Here is a 26,249-nt window from a genome sequence, read left to right on the forward strand (position 1 = left end):
CAGGGCCATCCGCTATCTCAGCGTGGTAGCACCGGCTGGCGCGTAGGCTTCTTCTTGCCCTTGCCGGGCTTGGCTGCCTGCTGACGGTCCTTGGCGGCCTGCTTGCTGCGGGCTTCGGCGGCGGCCTTGGCCTGCTCGCGCTTGTCCCACGGCTTGGAGCCATCGCTGGCGCGCGGCGGCAAACCGGTGTGCTGGGTCAGGATGCGCGTTTCCTTGGCCACCTTGTGGCTGCCCGCAGGCGTGGAGTTCTTGCGCCGTGCGCTCTGGTAGGTGTCGGTGGCCGGCTGGTGCAACGGAATCAGCTGGTTTTTCCCCGGCCCGATCAGGTCGGCACGGCCCATGCGCTCCAGCGCCTCGCGCAGCATCGGCCAGCCCTTGGGATCGTGATAGCGCAGGAACGCCTTGTGCAGACGGCGCTGCTCCTCGCTCTTGACGATGGTCAGGTTGTCGCTCTTGTAGGTGACCTTGCGCAGCGGGTTCTTGCCCGAGTGGTACATGGCAGTCGCCGACGCCATTGGCGAGGGGTAGAACGCCTGCACCTGGTCGGCGCGGAAACCGTTGCCCTTGAGCCACAGCGCCAGGTTCATCATGTCTTCATCGGTGGTGCCCGGGTGGGCAGCGATGAAGTACGGGATCAGGTACTGCTCCTTGCCCGCCTCTTTCGAGAACTTCTCGAACATGCGCTTGAACCGATCATAAGAGCCGATGCCCGGCTTCATCATCTGGTTCAGCGGACCTTCCTCGGTATGCTCCGGGGCGATCTTCAGGTAGCCGCCGACATGGTGCGTCACCAGCTCCTTCACGTACTCCGGCGACTCGACAGCCAGGTCATAGCGCAGGCCCGAGGCGATGAGGATCTTCTTCACGCCCGGCAGTGCCCGCGCGCTGCGGTACAGCTGGATCAAGGATGAGTGATCGGTATTGAGGTTCGGGCAGATACCCGGGAACACACACGACGGCTTGCGGCACGCGGATTCGATCTCCGGGCTCTTGCAGGCGATGCGGTACATGTTCGCGGTCGGCCCGCCCAGGTCGGAGATCACCCCGGTGAAGCCCGGCACCTTGTCGCGGATCTCTTCGATCTCGCGAATGATCGATTCTTCGGAACGGTTCTGGATGATCCGCCCTTCGTGCTCGGTGATCGAGCAGAAGGTACAGCCACCGAAGCAGCCACGCATGATGTTCACCGAGAAGCGAATCATGTCGTAGGCCGGGATCTTCTGATTGCCGTACGCCGGGTGCGGGACCCGGGCATAGGGCATGCCGAACACGTAGTCCATTTCCTCGGTGGTCATGGGAATGGGCGGCGGGTTGAACCACACGTCCACTTCGCCATGACGCTGCACCAGTGCGCGGGCATTACCAGGATTGGTTTCCAAATGCAGCACGCGGTTGGCGTGGGCATACAGCACGGCATCGCCACGCACTTTCTCGAAGGACGGCAGACGGATGACGGTCTTGTCCCGCGTCATCCGTGGGCTGGCGAGGATCTGCACCACCTTGGCTTCGTTGGGGTCCTCGACATTGCCCTTTTCCTGCTCGATAGCGCAGGCCTGGGTGTCCTGGGTGTTCACGTACGGGTTGATGATCTTGTCGACCTTGCCCGGCCGGTCGATACGGGTCGAGTCGACTTCGTACCAATCCTTGGGCGTATCGCGGCGAATGAACGCGGTGCCGCGGATATCGGTGATCTCTTCGATCTTCTGGCCATAGGACAGCCGCTGGGCCACTTCGACGATGGCGCGTTCGGCGTTGCCGTACAGCAGAATGTCGGCGCAGGCGTCGATCAGGATCGAATGACGGACCTTGTCCTGCCAGTAGTCGTAGTGCGCAATCCGGCGCAGCGACGCCTCGATCCCACCCAGCACGATCGGCACGTGCTTGTAGGCTTCCTTGCATCGCTGGCTGTACACCAGGCTGGCGCGATCAGGGCGCGAGCCGGCCAGGCCGCCGGGCGTGTAGGCGTCGTCGGAACGCACCTTCTTGTCGGCGGTGTAGCGGTTGATCATCGAGTCCATGTTGCCGGCCGCGACACCGAAGAACAGGTTCGGCTCGCCCAGCTTCATGAAGTCATCCTTGGACTGCCAGTTCGGCTGGGCAATGATGCCCACGCGAAACCCCTGGGCTTCCAGCAGCCGGCCGATAATGGCCATGCCGAACGACGGATGGTCGACATAGGCATCACCGGTGACGATGATGATGTCGCACGAATCCCAGCCAAGCTGATCCATCTCCTCCCTGCTCATGGGCAGGAACGGCGCTGGGCCGAAGCATTCGGCCCAGTACTTGGGATAGTCAAAAAGCGGCTTGGCTGCTTGCATGTCGATGACCGTATGAAAAATCGCGGGCGCGGAATATAGCACAAAAAATAACCAATTCCGATGGCTTTAGTCGGAAATAGGCGGCGAAGATATTTATCCGGTAGACCTGATCAACCGCAGTGACCCTTTCGCGGGCAGAGCCCGCTCCCACAAGAAGCGGCGCTGCACGCGGCTCCTGTGGGAGCGGGCTCTACCCGCGAAGGGGCGCTGTACGCAGCTCCTGTGGGAGCGGGTTCTACCCGCGAAGGGGCCGTACCTGCAGAATCACTACTCGTCGTCGTCGAAGTTGTAGCTGCCCGGCGCAAGGTTCTCGAAGCGGGTGTACTTGCCGATGAACGCCAGGCGAATGAAACCGATCGGACCGTTACGCTGCTTGCCGATGATGATTTCGGCAATGCCCTTGTGCTCGGTCTCCGGGTGATACACCTCGTCACGGTAGACGAACATGATCACATCGGCGTCCTGCTCGATCGCCCCGGATTCACGCAAGTCGGAGTTCACCGGACGCTTGTTCGGCCGCTGCTCGAGCGAGCGGTTGAGCTGCGACAGCGCCACCACCGGGCAATTGAATTCCTTGGCCAGGGCTTTCAACGAGCGCGAGATCTCGGAAATCTCGTTGGTACGGTTGTCACCGCTGGAGCCGGGGATCTGCATCAACTGCAGGTAGTCGATCATGATCAGGCCGATCTCGCCGTGCTCACGCACCAGGCGGCGTGTCCGCGCACGCATTTCCGACGGGCTGATGCCCGCCGTATCGTCGATGAACAGCTTGCGATCGTTGAGCAGGTTGACTGCCGACGTCAGCCGCGGCCAATCGTCGTCGTCCAGGCGGCCCGAACGCACCTTGGTCTGGTCGATGCGCCCCAGCGAAGAGAGCATACGCATGATCAGCGAATCGCCCGGCATTTCCAGCGAGTACACCAGTACGGCCTTTTCGCTGCGCAGCACGGCGTTTTCCACCAGATTCATGGCGAAGGTGGTCTTGCCCATGGACGGACGGCCGGCGACGATGATCAGGTCGGCCGGTTGCAGGCCGCTGGTCTTCTCGTCGAGGTCGGTATAGCCGGTGGACAGGCCGGTAATGGCCGCATCGGTATTGAACAGCGTGTCGATGCGGTCGATGGCCTTGGTCAAAAGGTCGTTGACACTGACCGGCCCGCCGGTCTTGGGCCGTGCCTCGGCGATCTGGAAGATCTGCCGCTCGGCCTCGTCGAGAATCTCGGCCGCGTTGCGTCCCTGCGGATTGAATGCGCTGTCGGCAATCTCGGTGCTGATGCTGATCAACTGGCGCAAGGTGGCACGCTCGCGCACGATCTGCGCGTACGCCTTGATGTTGGCCACCGACGGCGTGTTCTTGGCCAGCTCGCCAAGGTAGCCCAGGCCACCGACCTGAGTACCCTGCCCTTCCTTGTCGAGCTGTTCGTGCAGGGTCACCACGTCGAACGGAGTGTTCTGATCGGCCAGCTTGGCGATAGCGCGGAAGATCAGGCGGTGGTCATGACGATAGAAGTCGCCGTCCGAAACCTGATCGAGCACGCGCTCCCAGGCGTTGTTGTCCAGCATCAGGCCACCGAGCACGGCCTGTTCGGCCTCGATGGAATGCGGGGGCACCTTGAGGGCAGCGGTTTGCAGGTCGTATTGCTCGGGAGCGGATATCTCGTTCATGGCCACTTGGAATTCGGGTTGCAGAAAAACAGCTTCTTCAAAAAGACAAAGGGCACGGCCTGTAAACAGGTCGTGCCCGATGTTAAACCGCCTGGCACCCGAGGTGCCAGCCGACTTATGCAGCTACTACGACAACGCGTACGGTAGCTTCAACGTCGCTGTGCAGGTGCACGGCTACGTCGTATTCGCCAACGTTACGGATGGTGCCGTTCGGCAGACGCACTTCAGCTTTGGCCACTTCGACGCCGGAGGCGGTCAGGGCGTCAGCGATGTCGTGGGTGCCGATCGAACCGAACAGCTTGCCTTCGTCGCCAGCGGTGGCAGTGATGGTCACTTCCAGCTCAGCCAGTTGGGCAGCGCGAGTTTCGGCCGAAGCCTTCTTGTCGGCAGCTGCTTTTTCCAGCTCGGCGCGACGCTCTTCGAACGCAGCCAGGTTGGCAGCGGTCGCAGCGGTAGCCTTGCCGAATGGCAGCAGGAAGTTACGGCCGTAACCGGCCTTAACATTTACCTTATCGCCCAGGTTGCCCAGGTTGGCGACTTTTTCCAGCAGGATCAGTTCCATTTGGTATAAACCTCTTAACTTTTAACCTTCACCGTTCGCGGAATCGCTATCGGTGCCTTTCGGCCCGATTCGGCCGCGAAAATCAATCAGGCTGTCGACAATGGCCAGGACCACGAGCAACGGATAGATCAGCTGCATGAACAGCACGAGCGTGACGTACATCCCTACGAGCCAGAACTTGCCCAGCTTGCCCGCCTTGACCAGCCCATGCATCAGGGCCAGCCCGGCGAACACCAGCGGTACGCTGCACAGCGGCGTCAACATGGCCATCTGAGGTCCGAAGTTCGGACCAATGAGCATGCACGCCAGCAGCAGGACCGCTGCCCAGAGTGGAATACGTATGGCGCGAAACTCGCTGCCGAAACCACCCGGGTTGTACAACGCCGCCTGCCAGTAACGCCCCAGCATCAGGGCTGCCACGCTGACGACTTGCAACAGGGCCGCTATCAGTCCGTTGAGTACCGGTGCAATGAGGTTGCCGAGGTTTGCCCGCTCTTCCACCGACATCTGCTGGTAGAGACCACCGAGCATCTGCGGCAGGCGTTCGTTCAACGCCTGCGCCAACGCTTCGATGGGTTCGCGAAACACCACACCCAACAACACTCCGTACACCAGCCCCAGCGCTATGCTGGCCAGCAGCACGCGATTCCAGGCCCACCCCGCGCGCAACAGCGCCGCGAGCCCCAGCGCGCCCAGCAACACCATCAAGGTGCGCGGTTCGCCGAAATACCACCAGGCCAGAGCCGGCAGCAGAGCCCAGACGAGAACGCCAAAAGCGTCACTCATGCCGCGCCGCAGGTACACCAGGCACGCTGCGGCAGCACTCAACCAGAACAACAGCGGCAATGCCGCACATCCGACCACAACCAGTGTGGCCTGCATGCGACCGCGCATGATGAAATCAGCCAGGGCACGCATGCGTATCTATCCTTTTACTACTTGTCGACAACCCGGTCTCAGCGGCCGTGGCTGTCGGTGTAGGCCAGCAGGGCCAGGAAGCGGGCGCGCTTGATAGCGACGGCCAGCTGACGCTGATAACGAGCCTTGGTACCGGTGATACGGCTTGGAACGATCTTGCCGGTTTCGGATACGTAGGCTTTCAGAGTGTTGAGATCTTTGTAGTCGATCTCCTTCACATCTTCAGCGGTGAAGCGGCAAAATTTACGACGACGGAAGAAACGTGCCATGTAATGGGCTCCTCAAAAGGTCCGTGGATTACTCGTCAGCGTTATCGCTGGCGTCGCTGTTGTCGCTGTCATCGCCATCGGCGTTGTCAGAGTGCTCAGGACGGTCACGACGCTCACGGCGCTCGCTGCGGTTTTCTTCTGCCTTGAGCATCTCGGACTGGTCGGTGACGGCTTCGTCGCGACGGATGACAAGGTTACGGATCACGGCATCGTTGTAGCGGAAGTTGTCTTCCAGCTCGGCCAGGGCCTTGCCGGTGCACTCAACGTTCAGCATCACGTAGTGAGCCTTGTGAACGTTGTTGATGGCGTAGGCCAGTTGACGACGGCCCCAATCTTCCAGACGGTGGATCTTGCCGCCGTCTTCTTCGATCAGCTTGGTGTAACGCTCAACCATGCCGCCGACTTGCTCGCTCTGATCCGGGTGGACCAGAAAGATGATTTCGTAATGACGCATGAATGCTCCTTACGGGTTGTAGCCTGCCGCCAGAGCGGTCAGACAAGGAGTGAATGACACTGTGTGTCTTGCTGGGTGGTGCGCCGGTAAATGCGCACAAGTGCGCCAGCCATCACGGCAAGGGGCGCAATTGTAGAGAAGGGGTTGGGGGGAAGCAAGAGGATTGGTGAATATTTGAACAGCGGCGGCAATGTCTCTGCCACCGCATTCGCGGGCGGAGCGCTCGCCGCCCGCCACACCTATCGGTCATATTTGTGGGAGCGGGCTCTGCCCGCGAAGGGGCCAGCTCGGCCGGATCACTTCTTTTTGGCGTTACGCTGCCGAACCGCCTCGAACAGGCACACACCGGTCGCGACCGACACGTTCAGGCTGCTCACGCTGCCGGCCATCGGCAGTTTCACCAGGTAGTCACAGTGCTCGCGGGTCAGGCGGCGCATGCCCTTGCCCTCAGCCCCCATGATCAGGATGGTAGGCCCGGTCAGGTCCTGCTGGTAGATCTCGACTTCCGCCTCGCCAGCGGTGCCCACGACCCACAGGCCACGCTGCTGGAGCTTTTCCAGAGTACGTGCCAGGTTGGTCACCGCCACCAGCGGAATCACTTCCGCCGCGCCGCAGGCCACCTTGCGCACGGCCGGCGTGAGGGTGGCGGACTTGTCCTTGGGCACGATCACGGCCAGCGCTCCGGCCGCATCGGCGGTGCGCAGGCAGGCCCCCAGATTGTGCGGATCGGTCACGCCGTCCAGCACCAGCAACAGGGGCGGGCCGTCGGTGCGGTCGAGCAACTCATCGAGCATCGCCTCGCCCCACACCTGGCTGGGGCTTACTTCCGCCACGACGCCCTGATGCACGCCTTCGACCCAGGCATCCAGCTCACGACGCTCGGCCTGGCCCACCGAAATGCGATTCTGCGTGGCCAGTTCGACCAAGGTCTGTACCCGCGGCTCGCTGCGGCCATCGGACAACCAGATCTGCTTGACCCGTTTCGGGTGATGACGCAACAACGCTTCCACGGCGTGCACGCCGTAGATCTTTTCCAGCTGACTCATGACTTGGCCTTGGGTTTGCGGCTGCCCGACTTAGACGGACCCTTACGATGCTTGCTCGGTTTGGAATCGCCTCCAGCACTGCTGCCAGCGCTGCTGCGGCTGTTGCTGGCCTTGGCCGACCCGCCCTTGGCTGCGTCGGCCAGCAAAGCCTTCTTCATTTCCCGGCTCTTGCGCACTTCGGCATTCTTGGCCGCGGCGTCCGATGCCCGGTAGACCTCGTCGCTTTCGGCCTTGCGCTTGCTCGGTGCCGAGCTGCGCTTGGCCGAAGCAGCTGGCTTCTCGGCAACGGTTTTTTCCACGGCAGGCGTGGTCGGGTAGCTTTTAGGCTTGCCCGCTGGCGCATCGGCCTTGCGGTTCTTGCGACCGATCGGCTGATTGAGCGTCGCTTCGCCAATGCCGAAATCGATCTTGCGCTCGTCCAGGTCGACCCGCATGACCTGCACTTCGACCGTGTCGCCCAAGCGGAAATTGCGCCCGGTGCGCTCGCCGGCCAGGCGATGGTGGATCGGATCGAAATGGTAGTAGTCGCCCGGCAGCGCGGTGACGTGCACCAGGCCTTCGACGAAGATATCGGTCAGCTCGACGAACAGGCCGAAACCGGTCACTGCCGTGATCACGCCGGGGAAGGTTTCGCCAACGCGATCCTTCATGAACTCGCACTTGAGCCAGTTGACCACGTCACGGGTGGCTTCGTCGGCCCGACGCTCGCTCATCGAGCACTCTTCGCCCAACTGCTCCAGCGCGGCTTCGTCGTACGGATAGATACGCGCCTTGGGAATGGTCGGGGCACCGGCGCGCTTGACGTGCGGGGTGTCCTGCTTGGAGTGGATCACGCTGCGGATCGCCCGGTGCGTGAGCAGGTCGGGATAGCGACGGATCGGCGAAGTAAAGTGGGTGTACGCCTCGTAATTCAGGCCGAAGTGGCCATGGTTGTCGGCGCTGTACACCGCCTGGCTCAGGGAGCGCAGCATCACGGTCTGGATCACGTGGAAATCCGGGCGACCCTGGATGGTTTCCAGCAGCGCACGGTAATCCTTGGGCGACGGACCGTCCTTGCCCTTGTTCAGCGACAGGCCAAGCTCGCCGAGGAAGGCACGCAGCTTTTCCAGACGCTCCGGCGGCGGACCGTCGTGGACGCGATACAGAGCCGGAATCTCGTGCTTCTTGAGAAACTCGGCGGTGGCCACGTTGGCCGCCAGCATGCATTCCTCGATCAGCTTGTGGGCGTCGTTGCGCACCGTCGGCTTGATCTCGGCGATCTTGCGCTCGGAGCCGAAGACGATGCGGGTTTCCTGGGTCTCGAAATCGATGGCGCCACGCACATGACGAGCCGACAGCAATACCTTGTACAGCGCATACAGCTGCTTGAGATGGGGCAGCACTTCGCCGAACTCACCGCGCAGGGCCTTGGCCTCGCTGGTACGCGAGTGCTCGAGCATGGTGCTGACCTTGTTGTAGGTCAGGCGCGCGTGAGAGTGGATCACCGCTTCATAGAAGCTGTAGTCGGTCATCTCGCCGGTCTTGGAGATGGTCATCTCGCAGACCATGGCCAGGCGGTCGACCTTGGGGTTCAGCGAGCACAGACCGTTGGACAGCTGCTCGGGCAGCATCGGGATCACGCGCTCGGGGAAGTACACCGAGTTGCCACGTACCTGCGCCTCGGCATCCAGTGCCGAACCCAGTTTCACGTAGCTGGAAACGTCGGCGATGGCGACGTACAGGGTCCAGCCGCCATTGAACAGGCGCAGCTTGCTCTTGGCTTCGCAATAGACGGCATCGTCGAAGTCGCGGGCGTCTTCGCCGTCGATGGTGACGAACGGCAGGTGGCGCAGGTCGATGCGCTTTTCCTTGTCCTTGTCTTCCACCTGAGGCTTGAGCTTGGCGGCTTCCTTGAGCACGGCCTCGGGCCATACATGGGGAATGTCGTAGGTGCGCAGGGCTACATCGATTTCCATGCCCGGGGCCATGTAGTTGCCCAGCACTTCGACGATGTCACCCTGGGGCTGGAACCGTGCGGTGGGCCAGTGGGTGATCTTCACCCCGACGAACTGGCCGATCTTCGCAGCGCCGTGGCGGCCGGGGGTGATCAGCACTTCCTGCTGCACCTTGGGGTTGTCCGGGGTCACGAAACCAATGCCGCCTTCTTCGAAGTAGCGACCAACGATGGTTTCATGGGCACGGGACACCACTTCGACGATCACGCCTTCGCGGCGGCCGCGACGGTCCAGGCCGGAAACACGGGCCAGGGCACGGTCGCCATCGAACACCAGCCGCATCTGCGCCGGGCTCATGAACAGGTCGTCGCTGCCATCGTCGGGAATCAGGAAGCCAAAACCGTCGCGGTGACCGCTGATGCGGCCGGCGATCAGGTCGAGCTTGTCCACCGGGGCATAGGTGCCGCGGCGGGTGTAGATCAATTGCGCATCGCGCTCCATGGCTCGCAGACGGCGGCGCAAGGCTTCCAGCTGGTCCTCGGTGGTGAGGCCGAACTCGTCCACCAGCTCCTCGCGGCTGGCGGGGGAGCCGCGCTCGTCGAGGTGCTTGAGGATCAGCTCGCGGCTGGGAATGGGGTTTTCGTATTTTTCCGCTTCACGAGCGGCCTCGGGATCGAGGGTCTGCCAATCGGCCATTAGAGAGAATTCACCTTGTCTATATAGGCGTTAGTTTGGCATACGCGTATTGAAACGGGAAATTTCAGGCGCTGCCTGCCAGTTAAAAGCCCTGCCCCGAGGTCGAAAACAGTGTCCGGGACGCCACTGCAGAATTTTAGTCGATTTTTCTTGCCAAAGGGGTTTACAGCACAAAGAGCGCTCCGTATAGTGCGCGCCATCGACAACGCACAGCGTTGCAGATGCTGCCCAGATGGTGAAATTGGTAGACACGCCAGCTTCAGGTGCTGGTGACCTTACGGTCGTGGAAGTTCGAGTCTTCTTCTGGGCACCAATTCAGGACACGAGATTACAACAATCTTGCGTCACTCACAAAAACCCGCGAAAGCGGGTTTTTGCGTTTCAGGCCTCCGCGCCCCCCTGCACGATGATTTGAATTAACAAAATCAAAACAGGGGTTTACAGATCAAAAAGGCCGCCGTATAGTGCGCCCCATCAACGGCGTACAACGCTGCTGATGCTGCCCAGATGGTGAAATTGGTAGACACGCCAGCTTCAGGTGCTGGTGACCTTACGGTCGTGGAAGTTCGAGTCTTCTTCTGGGCACCAATTCTGTTTTCGGGTTTCGAAAATCCGTCCTCTCTCTCCGTATCCACGACGCACCCTTCGCGGCCGATGACCGCTCCTACGGTGGGCGCGAACGGCGCACGAGCACCTGAGAACCCATATCGTTTACAATTGTTTCAAGATTCCGCTGCCCTGCCGTAAGGAAGTAGTCCATGACGTCTCGAAACCCCCGGTCCCTGCTGCGTGCACTGGCTGCATGCCTGCTGAGCACCGCCCTGGCCGCTCCATTGGCGCAGGCCGCCGACAAGGTCGAGCTGACCCTCTACAACGGTCAGCACAAGGAAATCGGCGAAGCCATCGCCAAGGCCTACGAGGCCAAGACCGGCATTCACGTCAATGTCCGCAAGGGCAGCAGCAATCAACTTGCCAGCCAGGTGATGGAGGAAGGCGAACGCTCTCCAGCAGACCTGATCTACACCGAAGAATCCCCGCCCCTGAACAACCTGGGCGAAAAAGGCTTCCTGGCCAAGACCGACGACAGCACCCTGAACATGCTTCCGCCCGAGTACGTCGCCAAGGACGGCTCATGGATAGGCGTGACCGCTCGCGTACGGGTAGTGGCCTACAACCCAAAGCTGATCGACGAAAAGGACCTGCCTGAAACGGTGCTCGAATTCGCCGAGCCGCAATGGCAGGGCAAGGTCGGCTTCGTACCGACCAGTGGCGCCTTTCAGGAGCAGGCCGTCGCCATCATCAAGCTGCACGGGCGTGAAGCCGCCGAGGAATGGCTGACCGGCCTGCGCGCCTTCGGCAAGACCTACACCAACAACATGGTCGCCCTCAAGGCAGTGGAAAACGGCGAAATCGCCACCGTGCTGGTGAACAACTACTACTGGTTCGCACTGCAGCGCGAGAAAGGCCAACTCGACTCCAAGCTGCACTACTTCAGCAACGGTGACGCCGGCGGCCTCATCACCATTTCCTCGGCTGCGGTCCTCAAGTCCAGCAAGCACCCACGCGAGGCCCAGGCACTGCTCGCCTACATGGCCAGCGAAGAGGGTCAGCGCGTGATCACCCAGACTACCGCTGAATACCCGCTGCACAAAGGCATGGTCTCGGACCGTGGCCTCAAGCCATTCGACGAATTGCAGGCACCTGCCATCACCCCGGCGGACATCGGCAATGCCGAGGACGCCCTGGACATGGAACGGGACGTCGGCCTGAATTGATCACACCCCCTGTCAGTGCCACGGGGCAGCGCAAGCGCCCCTCGATCTGGGTGCTCGCGCCCGTCCTGCTGCTGGTCGGACTGAGCCTGCTGCCCCTGCTCTACGTCGGCCTCAAAGCGTGGCAGGCCGGCTTGCACGAAGCGATCAGGTTGCTCTGGCGCCCCTACGTTCTGCGTTTGCTGGGCAACACCCTGATGTTGATGGCTGGGGTGACCGCGGCCTGCGTGGTGATCGGTGTGAGCCTGGCCTGGCTGCTGGAGCGCAGCGACCTGGCCGGTCGGCGGCTTTGGGGCGTGATCCTGTGCCTGCCGTTCGCGGTCCCCGCCTTCGTCAGCGGCTTCACCTGGGTTTCGTTGAGCTCCGGATTCGAGGGGTTGGGCGGCGCCATCCTGGTCATGACGCTGTCGAAATACCCGTTGGTGTTTCTTCCGGTCGCGGCGACGCTGCGCAATCTGGATACCTCGCTGGAAGAGTCAGCCCGTACGCTGGGGCAGAACCGCACCGGTGTGTTCTTCAAGGTGACCCTGCCGCTGCTGTGGCCTTCGGTGCTGGGCGGCGCACTGCTGATCGCGCTTCACATGCTGGTGGAGTTCGGCGCGCTGTCGATCATGGGATTGCAGACCTTCACCACAGCGATCTACCAACAGTTCGAGCTTGAGTTCAGCAATACCAATGCGGCAATGCTGTCGGCGCTGCTGCTGGTTCTGTGCCTGTTGCTGCTGTGGCTGGAGCTGAGGGTGCGGGGTACCGCGCGCCACATCCGTACCGGTCAAGGCGCAGCCCGCCGGGCAACACCGTTGCGGCTGGGGCCCTGGCGTGTAGTGGCGCAGCTGTATTGCCTGCTGCTGGTGGTCGTCGGCAGTGGCGTGCCGCTGGGCATGCTGGGGTATTGGCTGGTGAAAGGCTCGTCGGCCGCCTTTCCGGTGGCGGCCATTGGCGAGGCGTTGCTGACCTCGCTGTCATTGGCACTGGGTGGCGCAGCGTTGTGCCTGGCGCTGGCATTGCCTGTCGGTTTGCTGGTCGTGCGCCATCGCGGCCGCCTGGCGATCTGGGCGGAGCGTTTGCCGTACCTGCTGCACGCACTGCCCGGACTGGTGATCGCCTTGACCCTGGTGTATTTCGCCCTGCACTACGTTCCGGCGATGTACCAAACCACAGGTTTGCTGTTGCTGGCCTACGCACTGCTGTTCCTGCCCCTGGCGCAGGCACCGGTGCGTAATGCTCTGAACAAGGCTGCGCCCCAACTGGAAGAAGCCGCGCGCACGCTGGGTGCTACGCCCTTTACTGCCTTCTGCCGGGTGACGTTGCCCATCATCTTCCCGGCCATGGCGGCGGCATTCGCGCTGGTGTTCCTGGACGGCATGAAGGAGCTCACCGCCACGCTGGTTCTGGCCCCCACCGGCATGACGACCCTGGCAACCGAAGTGTGGTCACACACCTCGAACATGGAGTTCGCCGCTGCCGCGCCTTACGCAGCATTGCTGATCCTGATCTCCGGAGTACCGGTGTACCTGCTCACGACTCGCATGTACCTGAGCCACACACGTTAGGCCCTCCTGTAGGAGCGGTCCGTGGCCGCGAAAAGGGCAACGCGGTTCGTCAGGTAGACCGCAATGCGCCTTTCGCGGCCTATGACCGCTCCTACAGGCGGGCATCTAGGCGCGGAACTGGCCCAGGCTGGCTTTCAACTGGGCCGCGAGCTTGTCCAGTTCTCGGCTGCTGGCCGTGGTCTGCTGCACGGCGAAAGCCGCTTTCTCTGCCTGCGCATGAATCACCTGCACCCTCCCCTTCACGGCCTGCGCGCCGCGCGCCTGCTGCTCGGCGGCCTGGGTCGCCAGGCCGATCGCCGCATGTACCTGCTCCACTGAAGCCTGCACCGCCTGCTGCAGCCGCGCGCTGTCGCGCAGCACCGCCAGACCTTCGTCCGCCTGACGTCCGGCCTGGCCGATGGCCGCCACTGCCTCGCGCGCGCCGGCCTGCAAAGCGCCGATATGGGCTTGAATGTCGCCGGTCGAACTTTGCGTCTTGCTCGCCAGCGCACGCACCTCGTCGGCCACTACAGCGAATCCACGTCCGGTTTCACCGGCTCGCGCCGCTTCGATGGCGGCATTGAGCGCCAGCAGATTGGTCTGCTCGGCGATCCCGTGGATCACCGTCAACACCACCTCGATCTGCTGACTCTGCTCGGCCAGTCGTTCGATCACCTTGGAACCGCTCTGCACCTGCCCGGCCAACGCCTCGATCAAGCCGCCGACCTGTTGCGAGGCCCGAGTGTTGTCGTCCGTGGCCTGACGGATCTCCACCACTTGTTGCAAGGCCGACTGCATCGCCTGACTCTCGGCCTGGGCCTCGTCGGCCATTTGCAACAGGTCCTGCAGGCTCTGCGCCACTTCATCGCGCTGCAATTGGGCGGCATCGTCGGCCCCCGCATTGCGTTGAGCCATGCTGCCGATTTCAACCCCGGTCTTGTGCGCCACCTCACCCGCTTCGCGAACGATGGGCTGCAGCTTGTCGACGAAACGGTTGACGGCTGCCGCCATGTCGCCGATCTCGTCGCGGCTGTGAATCGCCACCCGCTTGGTCAGGTCGCCTTCCCCCGCAGCCAGGTCATCCAGCGCGCCGACCAGCAGGCGCAGGCGATGCACCACACGACGGCCCAGCACGGCGGCCAGCACCACCAGCATGGCCAGCCCTACCAGGGCCAGGCACAGCCCGATGCGCCAGCGCAACTGAGCCGCAGCGTCCTGCACTGTGCTGTGGGTATTGGCCTGCATGGTCGCTGCCGCCGATTCCGCCGACTGCAGACGGGCCTGCAGGGCCTTGGCGCTTTCGGTCGAGGCGCCTTGCAGACTTTCGCCCACCAGTTGCCCGGCACTGGCAATCAGCGCAGCAAAACGCTTGTCCAGTTCGGCCACCTGCGCTTCGACGCCCGTGCGCGAAACGGCCATCAATACACGACCGATCTCCACGCCGTTGGGATTGATCGAGGCTTCGACATAGATCACCCCAGGATCATTCCTGGCCGCATCGAGCACCTTGTCCAAAGCACGCTCACCGGCTCCCTTGGCCATCAGCGCCTGGTTGATCGGGTTGTCGCGATTCAGGTAACGGGTCAGGTGCTCGCCCTGCGCGTCGTTGTAGATCACGAACAGCACATTGGGATTGCGCTGAGCGCGGCGGGCGAACTCGGACAGCGTCGGTACATCGTTGTCCCACATGGCCCGCGGCGCGACCGAGGCCAGCAGCTCGGCCATGTCGGTGGCCGAATCCTGCAGGTCCTTGTCCAGGGTCGCTCGAATCTGCGCCTGTTCCTGGGTCAGGCGCGCCGACAAACCGGCACTCAGGCGCTGACGCGTGTTGGCGGAAAGACTTTCCAGCCCGGAGGACACCTCCGCACTGGCGCTTTGCAGTTCCCCTGTCAGCCGCTGGCTGTCCTGGGCCATGCGCTGATCCAGGTCGGCTTCAAGTGCAGTGACGGTGCTTCGGGTCAGCGCAATGGCGGCCAGCACCTGCACCAAAAGAGCGATACCCAAGGCAATGAAAACCGGACGCAGCAAGCGGCTGCGCAGAAGAGAAAGGACAGCGGACATGTGGATCCCCTTTTTATTGACGCCATCGTAATACTGGCACCTGATTCGGAATCACACAGCAAACGCCGTGCCGGACGACCGACCTGTCCCTGAAACGACAAAAGGCCCCGAAGGGCCTTTTGCTGTGGTGCACGAACCGCGATCAGCCGAACGGATGACGCAGCACGATAGTCTCGTTGCGATCAGGACCGGTCGAGATGATATCGATCGGTGCGCCGATCAGCGCTTCGACACGCTTGATGTAGGCACGGGCGTTGGCCGGGAGTTCTTCCAGGGTTTTGGCACCCACGGTCGACTCGGTCCAGCCCGGCACTTCTTCGTACACCGGCTGCAGGCCGACGTAGCTGTCAGCGTCGGTAGGGGCAACGTCCTTGCCTTCTGCGTCTTTGTAACCGATGCAGATATTGATGGTTTCCAGACCATCGAGCACGTCCAGCTTGGTCAGGCAGATGCCCGAAATGCTGTTCACATCGATCGCGCGGCGCAGAATGACCGCGTCGAACCAGCCACAGCGACGGGCACGACCGGTGGTCGCGCCAAATTCATGGCCCTGTTTGGCCAGGTGCGCGCCGACTTCGTCGAACAGCTCGGTCGGGAACGGACCCGAACCTACACGGGTGGTATAGGCCTTGGTAATGCCCAGGATGTAGTCCAGGAACATGGGGCCTACGCCGGAGCCGGTCGCCACGCCACCTGCGGTGGTGTTGGAGCTGGTCACGTAGGGGTAGGTGCCGTGGTCGATGTCCAGCAACGAACCCTGGGCGCCTTCGAACATGATGTCTTTGCCAGCGCGACGCAGTTCGTGCAGCTCGGCCGTCACGTCCAGCATCAGCGGCTTGAGCAGCTCAGCGTATTCCTTGCACTCGGCCAAGGTCTTTTCGAACTCGATGGCCGGCTCTTTGTAGTAACCGACCAGCATGAAGTTGTGGTAATCCACCAGTTCACGCAGCTTGTCTTCGAAGCGCGGCATGTTGAGCAGGTCGCCCACGCGCAGGCCGCGACGTGCAACCTTGTCTTCGTACGCCGGACCGATGCCACGACCGGTGGTGCCGATCTTCAGCTCGCCACGGGCCTTTTCACGGGCCTGATCCAGCGCCACGTGGAAGGACAGGATCAACGGGCAGGACGGGCTGATACGCAGGCGCTCGCGCACCGGTACGCCCTTCTCTTCCAGCTTGGTGATCTCGCGCATCAGAGCGTCGGGTGCAACGACCACGCCGTTGCCGATCAGGCACTGCACGCCTTCGCGCAGCACGCCCGAAGGAATCAGGTGCAGGACGGTTTTCTCGCCGTCGATCACCAGTGTGTGGCCAGCGTTGTGACCGCCTTGATAGCGCACTACCGCGGCAGCATGTTCGGTCAGCAGATCAACGATCTTGCCTTTGCCCTCATCACCCCATTGGGTGCCCAGGACTACGACATTCTTACCCATAACACTTGTCCTCATTCGCGCAAACTTGGTGCCGGCAGCGGCCGGCAGGAATACTCAAGAGGCCAGTGGCAGCACTTGCCATTGCCCGTTCTGCTGAATCAATTGACGGTCGCAATCTGCCTCGCCAGCAGCCTCGATCGTCTGGCCCGGCAGGGCCTGGACCACGCGCTGGCCCTCGCGGCGCAGCTGGCAGACCGCCTGCCACAGTGCTGCATCAGTGCTATCGGGCATCCAGACGCCACCGCACGGCAGTTCGATTCGAGCCTGGCCCAAGGTGACCAGGGACTTGAGGTCCGTGGAAAATCCGGTAGCCGGGCGAGCGCGGCCGAAATCCGCGCCGATGTCGTCGTAGCGGCCGCCCTGAGCGATGGACTGGCCCATGCCTGGAACGAACACGGCAAACACCACGCCGGTGTGATAGTGATAACCGCGCAGTTCGCCCAAGTCGAAGTACAGCGGCAATTGCGGAAAACGCAACGCCAGGCGCTCGGCGATCGTCAGCAGGTCGTCCAGCGCGGTCAGCACCGCCGCCGGGGCGTTGGCCAGGCGTACCTTGGCCTGGGCCAGCACTTCCCGTCCGCCACACAGCCCGACCAGAGCTCGCAGCATCTCGGCCAGATCGGCCTGCAGTCCTTCGGTCAGGGTGATCACTTCGTCGATGGCCTTGCGCTGCAGGGCATCGAACAGCTGTTGCTCGACATCCCCCGACAGGCCCGCCGCGCGAGCCAGGCCACGGTAGATACCGACATGCCCCAGATCCATGTGCACATCTGGCACATCGGCCATTTCGAGCATGGTCAGCATCAGGCTGATGACTTCCACGTCGCTGCTGGGGCTGGCATCGCCATACAGCTCTGCACCCAACTGGATAGGGCTGCGCGAGCTGGACAGGGCGCGAGGCTGCGCATGCAGGACGCTGCCGGCATAGCACAGACGGTTCGGCCCTTCACGACGCAAGGTATGCGCATCGATACGCGCCACCTGGGGCGTGATATCGGCACGGAAACCCATCTGCCGACCCGATTGCGGGTCGATCACCTTGAAAGTGCGCAGGTCAAGGTCCTGGCCGGCGCCGGTCAGCAGCGACTCGAGGTATTCGATATGCGGAGTCACGACGAACTCGTAACCCCAGCTCTGGAACAGGTCCAACACCTGGCGCCGCGCGACTTCGATGCGCGCAGCCTCAGGCGGCAGTACTTCTTCGATGCCATCTGGCAGCAGCCAGCGGTCTACCGTTGCCATTACGCCTTTCCCCTATGATCCGGGTGGCCTGCCGTCAGGCTAGCCTTGAGTGAAGCAGAAATCGCCCACCGCAAGCACGTCGCGGGGCAATGTCCTCATGAACCGGGCCTATGAATCGGCCAATCGATCTTGCAGACGCAAAAAAGCCGGGAATTTCCCGGCTGCCGCATCATACACACGTTTTGCCGATCGTTCACCCCGCCGAACGGTTAAACCGCCCGGCGGAGAAAGCCGATCAGGGCTTGTACTTCTCCATGAAGCGGAAGAAATCGCTCTTGGAGTCGAGCACCATCACGTCGCTCTTGTTGGCGAAGCTCTGGCGGTAAGCCTGCAGGCTGCGGAAGAAGGAGTAGAACTCCTGATCCTGACCATAGGCCTGGGCATAGATGGCTGCGGCCTGGGCGTCACCGTCACCACGCGCTTCCTCGGACTCGCGATAGGCTTCGGCCAGCAGAACGCGACGCTGACGATCGGCATCGGCACGGATACCTTCCGCCAGCTCGTTACCCTTAGCACGATGCTCGCGCGCCTCGCGCTCACGCTCGGTGCTCATGCGCTCGAACACGCTGCGGTTGACTTCCTTGGGCAGGTCGATGGCCTTGACGCGCACGTCAATGACTTCGATACCCAGCTCCTTGTCGGCCATGCGGTTGAGTGAGGTGGTGATGTCGGACATCAACGCATCCCGCTCACCCGACACTACTTCATGCAGCGTGCGCTTGCCGAACTGGTCACGCAGACCCGATTCGAGACGACGCGACAGACGCTCGTCGGCGATCTGCTTCATGCCGGAAGTGGCGGTGTAGTAGCGCTCGGCATCCTTCACACGCCATTTGGCATAGGCATCGACCATCACCGCTTTCTTCTCCAGGGTCAGAAACCGCTGGGTCGGCGCGTCGAGGGTCATCAGCCGCGCATCGAACTTGCGCACCTGGTTGACGTACGGCAGCTTCACATGCAGGCCAGGCTGGACATCGGCCTGAACCACGCGACCGAATTGCAGCAGAACCGCACGTTCGGTTTGCGCCACGATGTAGAAGCAGTTCCATGCTGCCACCGCCAGAACGACGGCGACGATCAGGGCGATCACAGATTTATTGCCCATCAGCGACTCTCCCTTGAACGCATTTCACGCTGTTGCTGCTGCAGGTCGGCCGCGGCGCGTGCGCCGGCGGCGTCGCTCGCCGATGACGGCGTGCTGGCGGCAGGCGTGCTGCTGTTGTTGCGGTCACCACCGACCATCTTGTCCAGCGGCAGGTAGATCAGGTTGTTCTGACCTTCCTTGCTGGCCACCAGCACCTTGCTGGTGTTGCTGTAGACGTCCTGCATGGTTTCCAGGTACAGACGCTGGCGGGTCACGTCGGGCGCCTTGCGGTACTCGGTGACCAGCTTGGTGAAGCGATCGGCCTCACCCTTGGCACGCGAAACCACTTCGTCGCGGTAGCCGTTGGCATCTTCGATGATGCGCTGGGCCTGACCGCGAGCCTCGGGAATCACGCCATTGGCATAGCCTTCGGCCTGGTTGCGCGAGCGCTGCTCGTCTTCACGGGCACGGATCACGTCGTCGAAGGCTTCCTGCACTTCACGCGGGGCTGCCGCGCTCTGTACGTTGACCTGGGTGACGGTGATACCGGTCTGGTAGGTGTCGAGGAACCGCTGCAGGCGCTCCTTGATCTCGCCAGCCATCTGCTCGCGGCCTTCGGTCAGCACCTGGTCCATGGCGGTGGAACCCACCACATGGCGCAGCGCACTGTCGGTGGCGTGCTGCAGGCTGATTTCAGGCTGGTCGACGCGCAGGACGAAATCCTGCAGGTTGGTGATCTTGTACTGCACGGTCAGCGGCACCTCGACGATGTTCTCGTCTTCGGTGAGCATCTGGCCCTGCTTGGTATACGAACGCTCGCGCGTGACGTTTTCCAGGTACTTGCGGTCGATCGGCGGGAAGTAGATGTTCAGACCCGGACCCACGGTTTCGTAGTACTTGCCGAAGCGCAGTACAACGGCCTGTTCCTGCTCGTCCACCACATACACCGCGCTGTACAGCCAGATAGCGCCGAGCACGGCAAGGCCGATGCCCAACAGGCCGAGACCACCGCCCTTGGACGTGCCTCCCCCGTCGCCACCACCACCTGTGCGTTTCTTTCCACCACCGAACAGACCGTTCAGGCTGTCCTGCAGTTTGCGGAAGGCCTCGTCGAGATCCGGTGGCCCCTTGCGGTCGCCTCCACGGCGTTTTCCACCCCAAGGATCTTGATTGTTCGAGTTGCCACCCGGCTCATTCCAAGCCATAGCGCTCTCCATCTGATAAAGCAAAGACGCACCCACGGCGCGCCGACCAATGCTACAGAATGCCCGACACGACAGCACAGCTGCCACGTCAGGCTTTTATTGCAAAGTGTGTTGCTCGATGAATTCAGCGGGCTCCATGCCTTCGCGACTGACCAGGCGATTGAGTTCCGCACGTGGCAGGCGGATTGCCAGCAGACTGCCACCTTGCTCATCATGCGCTTCGCTTTGCACCGCGCCCAGCGAAAACAGCTGGGCACGCAGACGGCCCAGTTTCTGGCCCAGCTGCAACGTCCCGACGAACAGGTCCTCGCCCAGCAGCTCGGCGACCGCCTGCTTGACCAGCTCGAGACCGCGACCGTCGCGCGCCGATACCCAGACCCGGACCGGCTTGCCGTCCGCATCGCGCTGTATCTGCGGCTCGACGTTTTCGAGCAGATCGAGTTTGTTATACACCTCGAGGATCGGCAATCCTTGTGCGCCGATCTCGGTGAGCACCGCCATGACCTGCTCGATCTGCGCCATGCGCTCGGGCTCATGGGCGTCGATCACGTGCAGCAGCAGGTCGGAGTTGCTCGACTCTTCGAGGGTTGCGCGAAACGCTTCGACCAGCTTGTGCGGCAGGTGGCGTATGAAGCCCACCGTGTCGGCCAGAATCACCGGCCCCAGATCGTTCAACTCGAGCCGGCGCAAGGTCGGATCGAGCGTGGCGAACAACTGGTCGGCTGCGTACACCTCGGAACGAGTGATCGCGTTGAACAAGGTCGACTTGCCGGCGTTGGTGTAACCCACCAGGGACACCGAGGGGATATCGGCACGCCGACGCCCCCGCCGAGCCTGCTCGCGCTGGCTGCGGACCTTCTCCAGGCGTTGCTTGATCTGGCGCAGGCGTACACGCAGCAGGCGCCGGTCGGTTTCCAGCTGGGTTTCCCCGGGACCGCGCAGGCCGATACCGCCACCCTGGCGCTCGAGGTGAGTCCAACCGCGAACCAGCCGCGTGCTCATGTGCTCGAGCTGGGCCAGTTCGACCTGCAGCTTGCCTTCATGGGTACGGGCGCGTTGCGCAAAGATGTCCAGGATCAGACCGGTACGGTCCAGCACGCGGCACTCGAAGATCTTCTCGAGGTTGCGTTCCTGGCTGGGTGTGAGGGTGTGATTGAAGATCACCAGATCCGCGTGTTCGGTCTTGACCTGATCACGCAGTTCCTCGACCTTGCCGCTGCCGATCAGAAATTTGGCACTGGGCCGATGACGGGCGACATTGACGAATGCGACAGTTTCGGCGCCGGCCGAGATGGCCAGCTCCTGAAACTCCTGCGGGTCTTCGCGCGCCTCAGGGTCCTGACCATCCAGATGAACGAGGATCGCTCGTTCACCACCACCGTGGCGCTCAAAGAACAAGGCAGACTCCTATCAAGCGTTACCTGGGTCGGTGTCGCCCTGCTCGGATTCGGTCGCGCTTGGCAGACGAATCGGACGCACCGGTACAACTGTGGAAATCGCGTGTTTGTAGACCATCTGGCTGACAGTGTTCTTCAGCAGGATGACGAACTGGTCGAACGATTCGATCTGGCCCTGCAACTTGATACCGTTCACCAGATAGATCGAGACGCCGACCTTCTCTTTACGCAAGGTGTTCAAGTAAGGGTCTTGTAGCGAATGCCCTTTTGACATGTGCCGCACTCCTTTAAGGATCAATAGTGGAAAAGCTGTAAAAAGATGAAGGCTTTGACCGTCAGACCCCAAGGATAGACGGCAATTGCGGGACTCAGCTCAATATGGAGGCCGAGCCCAGGTATTTCAAGGTGCGAGGCAGATTGTCGCCCGCCAGGCTGTCGAGCCAGTGCAGATCGGCCCAACCGCGCAACCAGGTGAACTGCCGTTTGGCCAATTGGCGAGTGGCGATGATGCCGCGTTCGCGCATCTGCACCTCGGTCAGCTTGCCATCCAGATGATCCCAGACTTGCCGATAGCCCACCGCTCGTATAGACGCGAGCCCAGCATGCAAGTCACTTCGAGCACGCAAGGCAGTGACCTCCTGGACGAAGCCTTGTTCCAGCATTTGTTCGAAACGCATGGCAATTCGCTCATGCAGCACCGAGCGATCGGCGGGCGCGATGGCCAGGTTGGCCACAGTATAGGGCAATTGCCCGCTTGCCAATGCGCCTGGTTCGGTACTTTGCGCAGATTGTCGCGCGCGCAGCTCGGTCATGCTCGAACCACTTACGCGGTAAACCTCCAGCGCCCGGATCAGGCGTTGCGGATCGTTGGGATGAATGCGCGCGGCGGACACCGGATCGACCGCCGCGAGCTGGTCGTGCAATGCCTGCCAGCCTTCGCGGGCGGCCTGCGCTTCCAGGTCGGCGCGCACCTGGGCGTCGGCGCCGGGCATGTCCGCCAGCCCTTCGAGCAACGCCTTGAAATACAGCATGGTGCCGCCGACCAGCAGCGGGATATTGCCGCGCGCGGTGATCTGCGCCATGGCTTGCAGGGCGTCGCGCCGGAAATCGGCGGCGCTGTAGCTTTGCGCCGGGTCGAGGATATCGATCAAAGCATGCGGGTGGGCCTTGAGTACCGCGGGCGACGGCTTGGCGGTGCCGATGTCCATGCCGCGGTAGACCAGCGCCGAGTCGACGCTGATCAGCTCGCAGGGCAACACCTTGCTCAGCTCGATGGCCAGGTCGGTCTTGCCGGCGGCGGTAGGTCCCATGAGGAAGATCGCCGGAGGTAGGCCACTCATCGATCAACGCCCGCGCAGGAAGAGTTTGTCCAGATCGTCCAGGCCCATCTGGGTCCAGGTCGGTCGGCCATGATTGCACTGGCCGCTGCGCTCGGTGTTTTCCATGTCACGCAACAGGGCATTCATCTCCGGCAGGGCCAGGCGCCGGTTGGCGCGAATCGCCCCGTGGCAGGCCATCGTACCCAGCAATTCGTTCAAGTGTGCCTGGATACGGTCACTGGTGCCGTACTCCATGAGGTCGGCGAGCACATCGCTGACCAGGCGATTGGCTTCGGCCTGCTTGAGCAGCGCCGGAATCTGGCGGATGGCCACGGTTTCCGGCCCCAGACGCTGCAACTCGAAGCCCAGGCGCTGGAACCAGGCCGCGTGTTCTTCGGCGCAGTCCGCTTCGCGTTGGCTCATGGCCAGCGACTCGGGCACCAGCAGCGGCTGCCCGCTCAGTCCCTCACTGGCCATGGCGATCTTCAGGCGCTCGTACATGATCCGCTCATGGGCCGCATGCATGTCCACCAGCACCAGCCCTTGTGCGTTTTCGGCCAGGATGTAGATGCCCTTGAGCTGCGCCAGGGCATAACCCAACGGGGGAATGTCACCCTGGCTCTGCGGCAGGCTGGGGATCGGTGCGGTGCTGCTGCCTGCGGTCGGCAACGGCGCGAAGAATTCCCGGTAGGCGCTTTGCGCCTCGGCCACCGGCAAGGCTGCAGTCGGCCGCGGCGTGTACGAGTAACCGCCACCGGAACCACCGTTCGACTGCGGTGCGGTCATGGGCGGCTGCAGCAGGTTCGCCGACAGGCCCATTTCACCCTGAGGACCGAACTCGCCGGCCTGCGCGCCACTGGGTCGCGGCGCCTGCGACTGCGTTGGCGCGGTTGCCAACTGGTCTTCGGGACGCACGTCGGCCAGGGCACGGTGCAATGTGCCGTAGAGGAAGTCATGCACCATGCGCCCGTCGCGAAAGCGCACTTCATGCTTGGTCGGGTGCACGTTGACGTCGACGACCGCCGGATCCACTTCCAGGAACAGAACGAAGGTCGGGTGACGGCCATTGAACAGCACGTCGCGGTAGGCTTGGCGCACCGCATGAGCGACCAGCTTGTCGCGTACCGCTCGACCGTTGACGAAGAAATATTGCAGGTCGGCCTGACTCCGGGAAAACGTCGGCAAACCGACCCAGCCCCACAGACGCAGGCCATTGCGCTCGACCTCGATCGGCATCGCCTGTTCGAGAAACGCCGGGCCACAAACCGCAGCGACCCTTCGGGCGCGGGCAGTTTCGTCATGCGCTTCGTGCAGGCCGAGGATGCTCTTGCCGTTGTGTCGCAGGTGGAAGCCGACGTCGAAGCGCGCCAGCGCCAGGCGTTTGATGACCTCCTGCAGGTGGTCGAACTCGGTCTTCTCGGTCTTGAGAAACTTGCGTCGCGCCGGGGTATTGAAGAACAGGTCGCGGACCTCGACCGAGGTGCCTACCGGGTGCGCGGCAGGCTGCACGCGGGCATCCATGTCGCGACCCTCGGTTTCGACCTGCCAGGCCTGGTCGGCAGTGGCCGTGCGCGAGGTCAGGGTCAGACGGGCCACCGAACTGATCGAGGCCAGCGCTTCCCCACGGAAGCCCAGGCTCATCACCCGTTCCAGATCCTCAAGGTCGCGGATCTTGCTGGTCGCATGGCGTGCCAGCGCCAGGGGCAGGTCGTCGGCGGAGATACCGCTGCCGTCGTCGCGCACGCGCAGCAGCTTGACGCCACCCTGTTCGACCTCGATGTCGACGCGGCGAGCGCCCGAGTCCAGGCTGTTTTCCAGCAGTTCCTTGATCACCGAGGCAGGACGTTCGACCACCTCGCCGGCGGCGATCTGGTTGGCGAGCCGCGGGCTGAGCAGCTCGATACGGGCCGATTCAGTCATTACTGGGACGCCAGGGCAGTGCTGGGAATGGTGACTTCCTGGCCAATTTTCAGTTCGTCGGTCTTCAGGTCGTTGGCGCTGCGCAGGGTGGCAATGCCCAGGTCGTAGCGCGCGGCCAGCATGGCCAGCGTTTCGCCGGGACGCACTACGTGGGTGCTGGGGCCCCGTGCGATCTTGCCGGTGTCACGCAGCCAGGCCATGTAGGTCCCGGGCGGCGGGTTCTGCTGGAAGAACTGCTTCACACCGGTACGAATGGAGCGCGCCAGAGCCTGCTGGTGACCCGAGCTCTGCAGCTTGTTGGCTTCGTTGGAGTTTGAGATGAACCCGGTTTCCACCAGGATCGAAGGGATGTCCGGCGATTTCAGCACCATGAACCCGGCCTGCTCGACACGACGCTTGTGCAGTGGCGTCACCTGGCCGATGTTGCTCAACACTTTCTGGCCCACGTTGAGGCTGGAGGTCAGCGAAGCGGTCATCGACAGGTCCAGCAGTACACCGGCCAGCATGCGGTCCTTGTCGTCCAGGCTGACGTTGCCAGCACCGCCGATCAAGTCGGAACGGTTTTCGGTATCGGCCAGCCAGCGCGCGGTTTCCGAGGTGGCGCCGCGCTCGGACAGCGCAAACACCGAGGCACCGAAGGCGGCCGAGGACGGCGCGGCGTCGGCGTGAATGGAAACGAACAGGTCGGCGCCCTTCTTGCGGGCAATTTCGGTACGTCCGCGCAACGGAATGAAGTAGTCGCCGGTTCGCGTCAGCTCGGCACGAAAGCCTTGTTCGGCGTTGATCTGGCGTTGCAGTTCCTTGGCGATCTGCAACACCACGTCCTTCTCGTGCTGGCCTCGCGGGCCCGAAGCACCGGGGTCTTCGCCGCCATGACCGGCATCGATGGCGATGACGATATCGCGCTTGCCGCTGGGCACTGGCGTCAGTTTGATAGCTGGGCGCGTTGGCGTGACTGGCACCGCCGGTGTGGTGGCCACGACCGGCTGAGGCGGCGCTGGTTCGGCATCGGCGGCCGAGTCGAACAGGTCGACCACCAGCCGGTTGCCGTATTGCTGGTTGGGCGCCAGGGTGAAGCTTTTGGGGGTGACGGCCTTTTTCAGGTCCACCACCACACGCAAATCGTTGGGCGTGCGCTGGGCCGAACGCACGCTGGTGACGGGCGAGTCGCCTGGAGCGACGCTGAGCGGGGCGGACGCAGTGGCGCCATTGATGTCGATCACCAGCCGGTCGGGCGATGTGAGCGTGAACACGCTGTGCTGGACCGGGCCGGTGAGGTCGAAGACCAGCCGGGTATTGTCCGGCGCTCGCCACAAGCGCACGCTCTTGACTTGTGTAGCGGCCACGGCATTGACGACAAAACCCGTCAACATCAGACCAACGACCGCGACCAGCGCGCGAATGCGCATACCTAACCCCA

At 62.6% G+C, this 26,249-nt stretch carries 20 protein-coding genes and 2 tRNA genes; 4 read left to right on the forward strand and 18 right to left on the reverse strand.

Annotated elements, in window-relative coordinates; translation table 11 throughout:
* Positions 1-17: 17 nt before the first annotated feature.
* The 8 genes from ASF66_RS14565 to rnr all read right to left on the reverse strand — a co-directional run bounded on the left by ASF66_RS14565 (position 18) and on the right by rnr (position 9,865).
* Positions 18-2,321, reverse strand: coding sequence for a YgiQ family radical SAM protein (locus tag ASF66_RS14565; protein WP_049862024.1), 2,304 nt, complete (start codon positions 2,319-2,321; stop codon positions 18-20).
* A gap of 267 nt (positions 2,322-2,588) precedes the next feature.
* Positions 2,589-3,986 (reverse strand): replicative DNA helicase, encoded by a 1,398-nt coding sequence (gene dnaB, locus ASF66_RS14570; protein WP_049862025.1) that lies wholly within the window; start codon positions 3,984-3,986, stop codon positions 2,589-2,591.
* Between the two features lie 115 nt (positions 3,987-4,101).
* Positions 4,102-4,548, reverse strand: coding sequence for a 50S ribosomal protein L9 (gene rplI, locus ASF66_RS14575; RefSeq protein ID WP_043191123.1), 447 nt, complete (start codon positions 4,546-4,548; stop codon positions 4,102-4,104).
* 21 nt (positions 4,549-4,569) lie between these two features.
* The gene (locus ASF66_RS14580; RefSeq protein WP_056844367.1) at positions 4,570-5,466 is read right to left on the reverse strand and encodes a hypothetical protein; all 897 of its coding nucleotides are present in this window, start codon (positions 5,464-5,466) and stop codon (positions 4,570-4,572) included.
* Between the two features lie 38 nt (positions 5,467-5,504).
* Positions 5,505-5,735, reverse strand: coding sequence for a 30S ribosomal protein S18 (gene rpsR / locus ASF66_RS14585; RefSeq protein WP_008368574.1), 231 nt, complete (start codon positions 5,733-5,735; stop codon positions 5,505-5,507).
* A gap of 28 nt (positions 5,736-5,763) precedes the next feature.
* Positions 5,764-6,189 carry a 30S ribosomal protein S6 gene (gene rpsF / locus ASF66_RS14590; protein WP_056844368.1) on the reverse strand — a complete coding sequence of 142 codons (426 nt, stop codon included), beginning with the start codon at positions 6,187-6,189 and terminating at the stop codon, positions 5,764-5,766.
* Positions 6,190-6,485: 296 nt separating this feature from the next.
* On the reverse strand, positions 6,486-7,235 hold the full coding sequence (gene rlmB, locus ASF66_RS14595; RefSeq protein ID WP_049862028.1) for a 23S rRNA (guanosine(2251)-2'-O)-methyltransferase RlmB: 750 nt from the start codon (positions 7,233-7,235) through the stop codon (positions 6,486-6,488).
* A complete protein-coding gene (gene rnr, locus ASF66_RS14600) occupies positions 7,232-9,865 on the reverse strand; it encodes a ribonuclease R (RefSeq protein ID WP_056844369.1) in 2,634 nt (877 codons plus the stop codon). The genes rlmB and rnr overlap by 4 nt, the downstream gene beginning before the upstream one ends.
* Before the next feature lie 226 nt (positions 9,866-10,091).
* On the opposite strand from rnr, the gene ASF66_RS14605 reads away from it, so the two are divergent.
* The 4 genes from ASF66_RS14605 to ASF66_RS14620 all read left to right on the forward strand — a co-directional run bounded on the left by ASF66_RS14605 (position 10,092) and on the right by ASF66_RS14620 (position 13,190).
* Positions 10,092-10,178 (forward strand) — tRNA-Leu (locus ASF66_RS14605).
* A 188-nt stretch (positions 10,179-10,366) separates the two neighbouring features.
* Positions 10,367-10,453 (forward strand) — tRNA-Leu (locus ASF66_RS14610).
* Between the two features lie 170 nt (positions 10,454-10,623).
* On the forward strand, positions 10,624-11,640 hold the full coding sequence (locus ASF66_RS14615; protein WP_056844370.1) for an iron ABC transporter substrate-binding protein: 1,017 nt from the start codon (positions 10,624-10,626) through the stop codon (positions 11,638-11,640).
* Positions 11,637-13,190, forward strand: coding sequence for an ABC transporter permease (locus ASF66_RS14620; protein WP_156463199.1), 1,554 nt, complete (start codon positions 11,637-11,639; stop codon positions 13,188-13,190). The genes ASF66_RS14615 and ASF66_RS14620 overlap by 4 nt, the downstream gene beginning before the upstream one ends.
* A 105-nt stretch (positions 13,191-13,295) precedes the next feature.
* On the opposite strand, the gene ASF66_RS14625 is transcribed toward ASF66_RS14620, so the two are convergent.
* From ASF66_RS14625 to ASF66_RS14670, 10 genes are all read right to left on the reverse strand, one after another.
* A complete protein-coding gene (locus tag ASF66_RS14625; RefSeq protein ID WP_056844371.1) occupies positions 13,296-15,230 on the reverse strand; it encodes a methyl-accepting chemotaxis protein in 1,935 nt (644 codons plus the stop codon).
* Between the two features lie 142 nt (positions 15,231-15,372).
* Entirely contained in the window at positions 15,373-16,662 is a 1,290-nt protein-coding gene (locus ASF66_RS14630) for an adenylosuccinate synthase (RefSeq protein ID WP_056844372.1), read from the reverse strand.
* 54 nt (positions 16,663-16,716) lie between these two features.
* Positions 16,717-17,904 carry an ATP phosphoribosyltransferase regulatory subunit gene (locus tag ASF66_RS14635; protein ID WP_049862033.1) on the reverse strand — a complete coding sequence of 396 codons (1,188 nt, stop codon included), beginning with the start codon at positions 17,902-17,904 and terminating at the stop codon, positions 16,717-16,719.
* 235 nt (positions 17,905-18,139) lie between these two features.
* Positions 18,140-19,009 (reverse strand): protease modulator HflC, encoded by an 870-nt coding sequence (gene hflC, locus ASF66_RS14640; RefSeq protein WP_049862034.1) that lies wholly within the window; start codon positions 19,007-19,009, stop codon positions 18,140-18,142.
* Positions 19,009-20,193 (reverse strand): FtsH protease activity modulator HflK, encoded by a 1,185-nt coding sequence (gene hflK / locus ASF66_RS14645; RefSeq protein WP_049862035.1) that lies wholly within the window; start codon positions 20,191-20,193, stop codon positions 19,009-19,011. The genes hflC and hflK overlap by 1 nt, the downstream gene beginning before the upstream one ends.
* Positions 20,194-20,289: 96 nt before the next feature.
* Entirely contained in the window at positions 20,290-21,591 is a 1,302-nt protein-coding gene (gene hflX / locus ASF66_RS14650) for a ribosome rescue GTPase HflX (protein ID WP_049862036.1), read from the reverse strand.
* 12 nt (positions 21,592-21,603) lie between these two features.
* Entirely contained in the window at positions 21,604-21,864 is a 261-nt protein-coding gene (hfq, locus tag ASF66_RS14655; RefSeq protein WP_043191144.1) for an RNA chaperone Hfq, read from the reverse strand.
* Positions 21,865-21,958: 94 nt separating this feature from the next.
* Entirely contained in the window at positions 21,959-22,930 is a 972-nt protein-coding gene (miaA, locus tag ASF66_RS14660) for a tRNA (adenosine(37)-N6)-dimethylallyltransferase MiaA (protein ID WP_056844373.1), read from the reverse strand.
* A gap of 3 nt (positions 22,931-22,933) precedes the next feature.
* Positions 22,934-24,829 carry a DNA mismatch repair endonuclease MutL gene (gene mutL, locus ASF66_RS14665; protein ID WP_056844374.1) on the reverse strand — a complete coding sequence of 632 codons (1,896 nt, stop codon included), beginning with the start codon at positions 24,827-24,829 and terminating at the stop codon, positions 22,934-22,936.
* On the reverse strand, positions 24,829-26,238 hold the full coding sequence (locus ASF66_RS14670) for an N-acetylmuramoyl-L-alanine amidase (protein WP_049862039.1): 1,410 nt from the start codon (positions 26,236-26,238) through the stop codon (positions 24,829-24,831). Before ASF66_RS14670 ends, mutL begins: the two co-directional genes overlap by 1 nt.
* Positions 26,239-26,249: the final 11 nt, after the last annotated feature.

This window comes from Pseudomonas sp. Leaf129, assembly GCF_001423465.1.
GTDB lineage: Bacteria > Pseudomonadota > Gammaproteobacteria > Pseudomonadales > Pseudomonadaceae > Aquipseudomonas > Aquipseudomonas coleopterorum.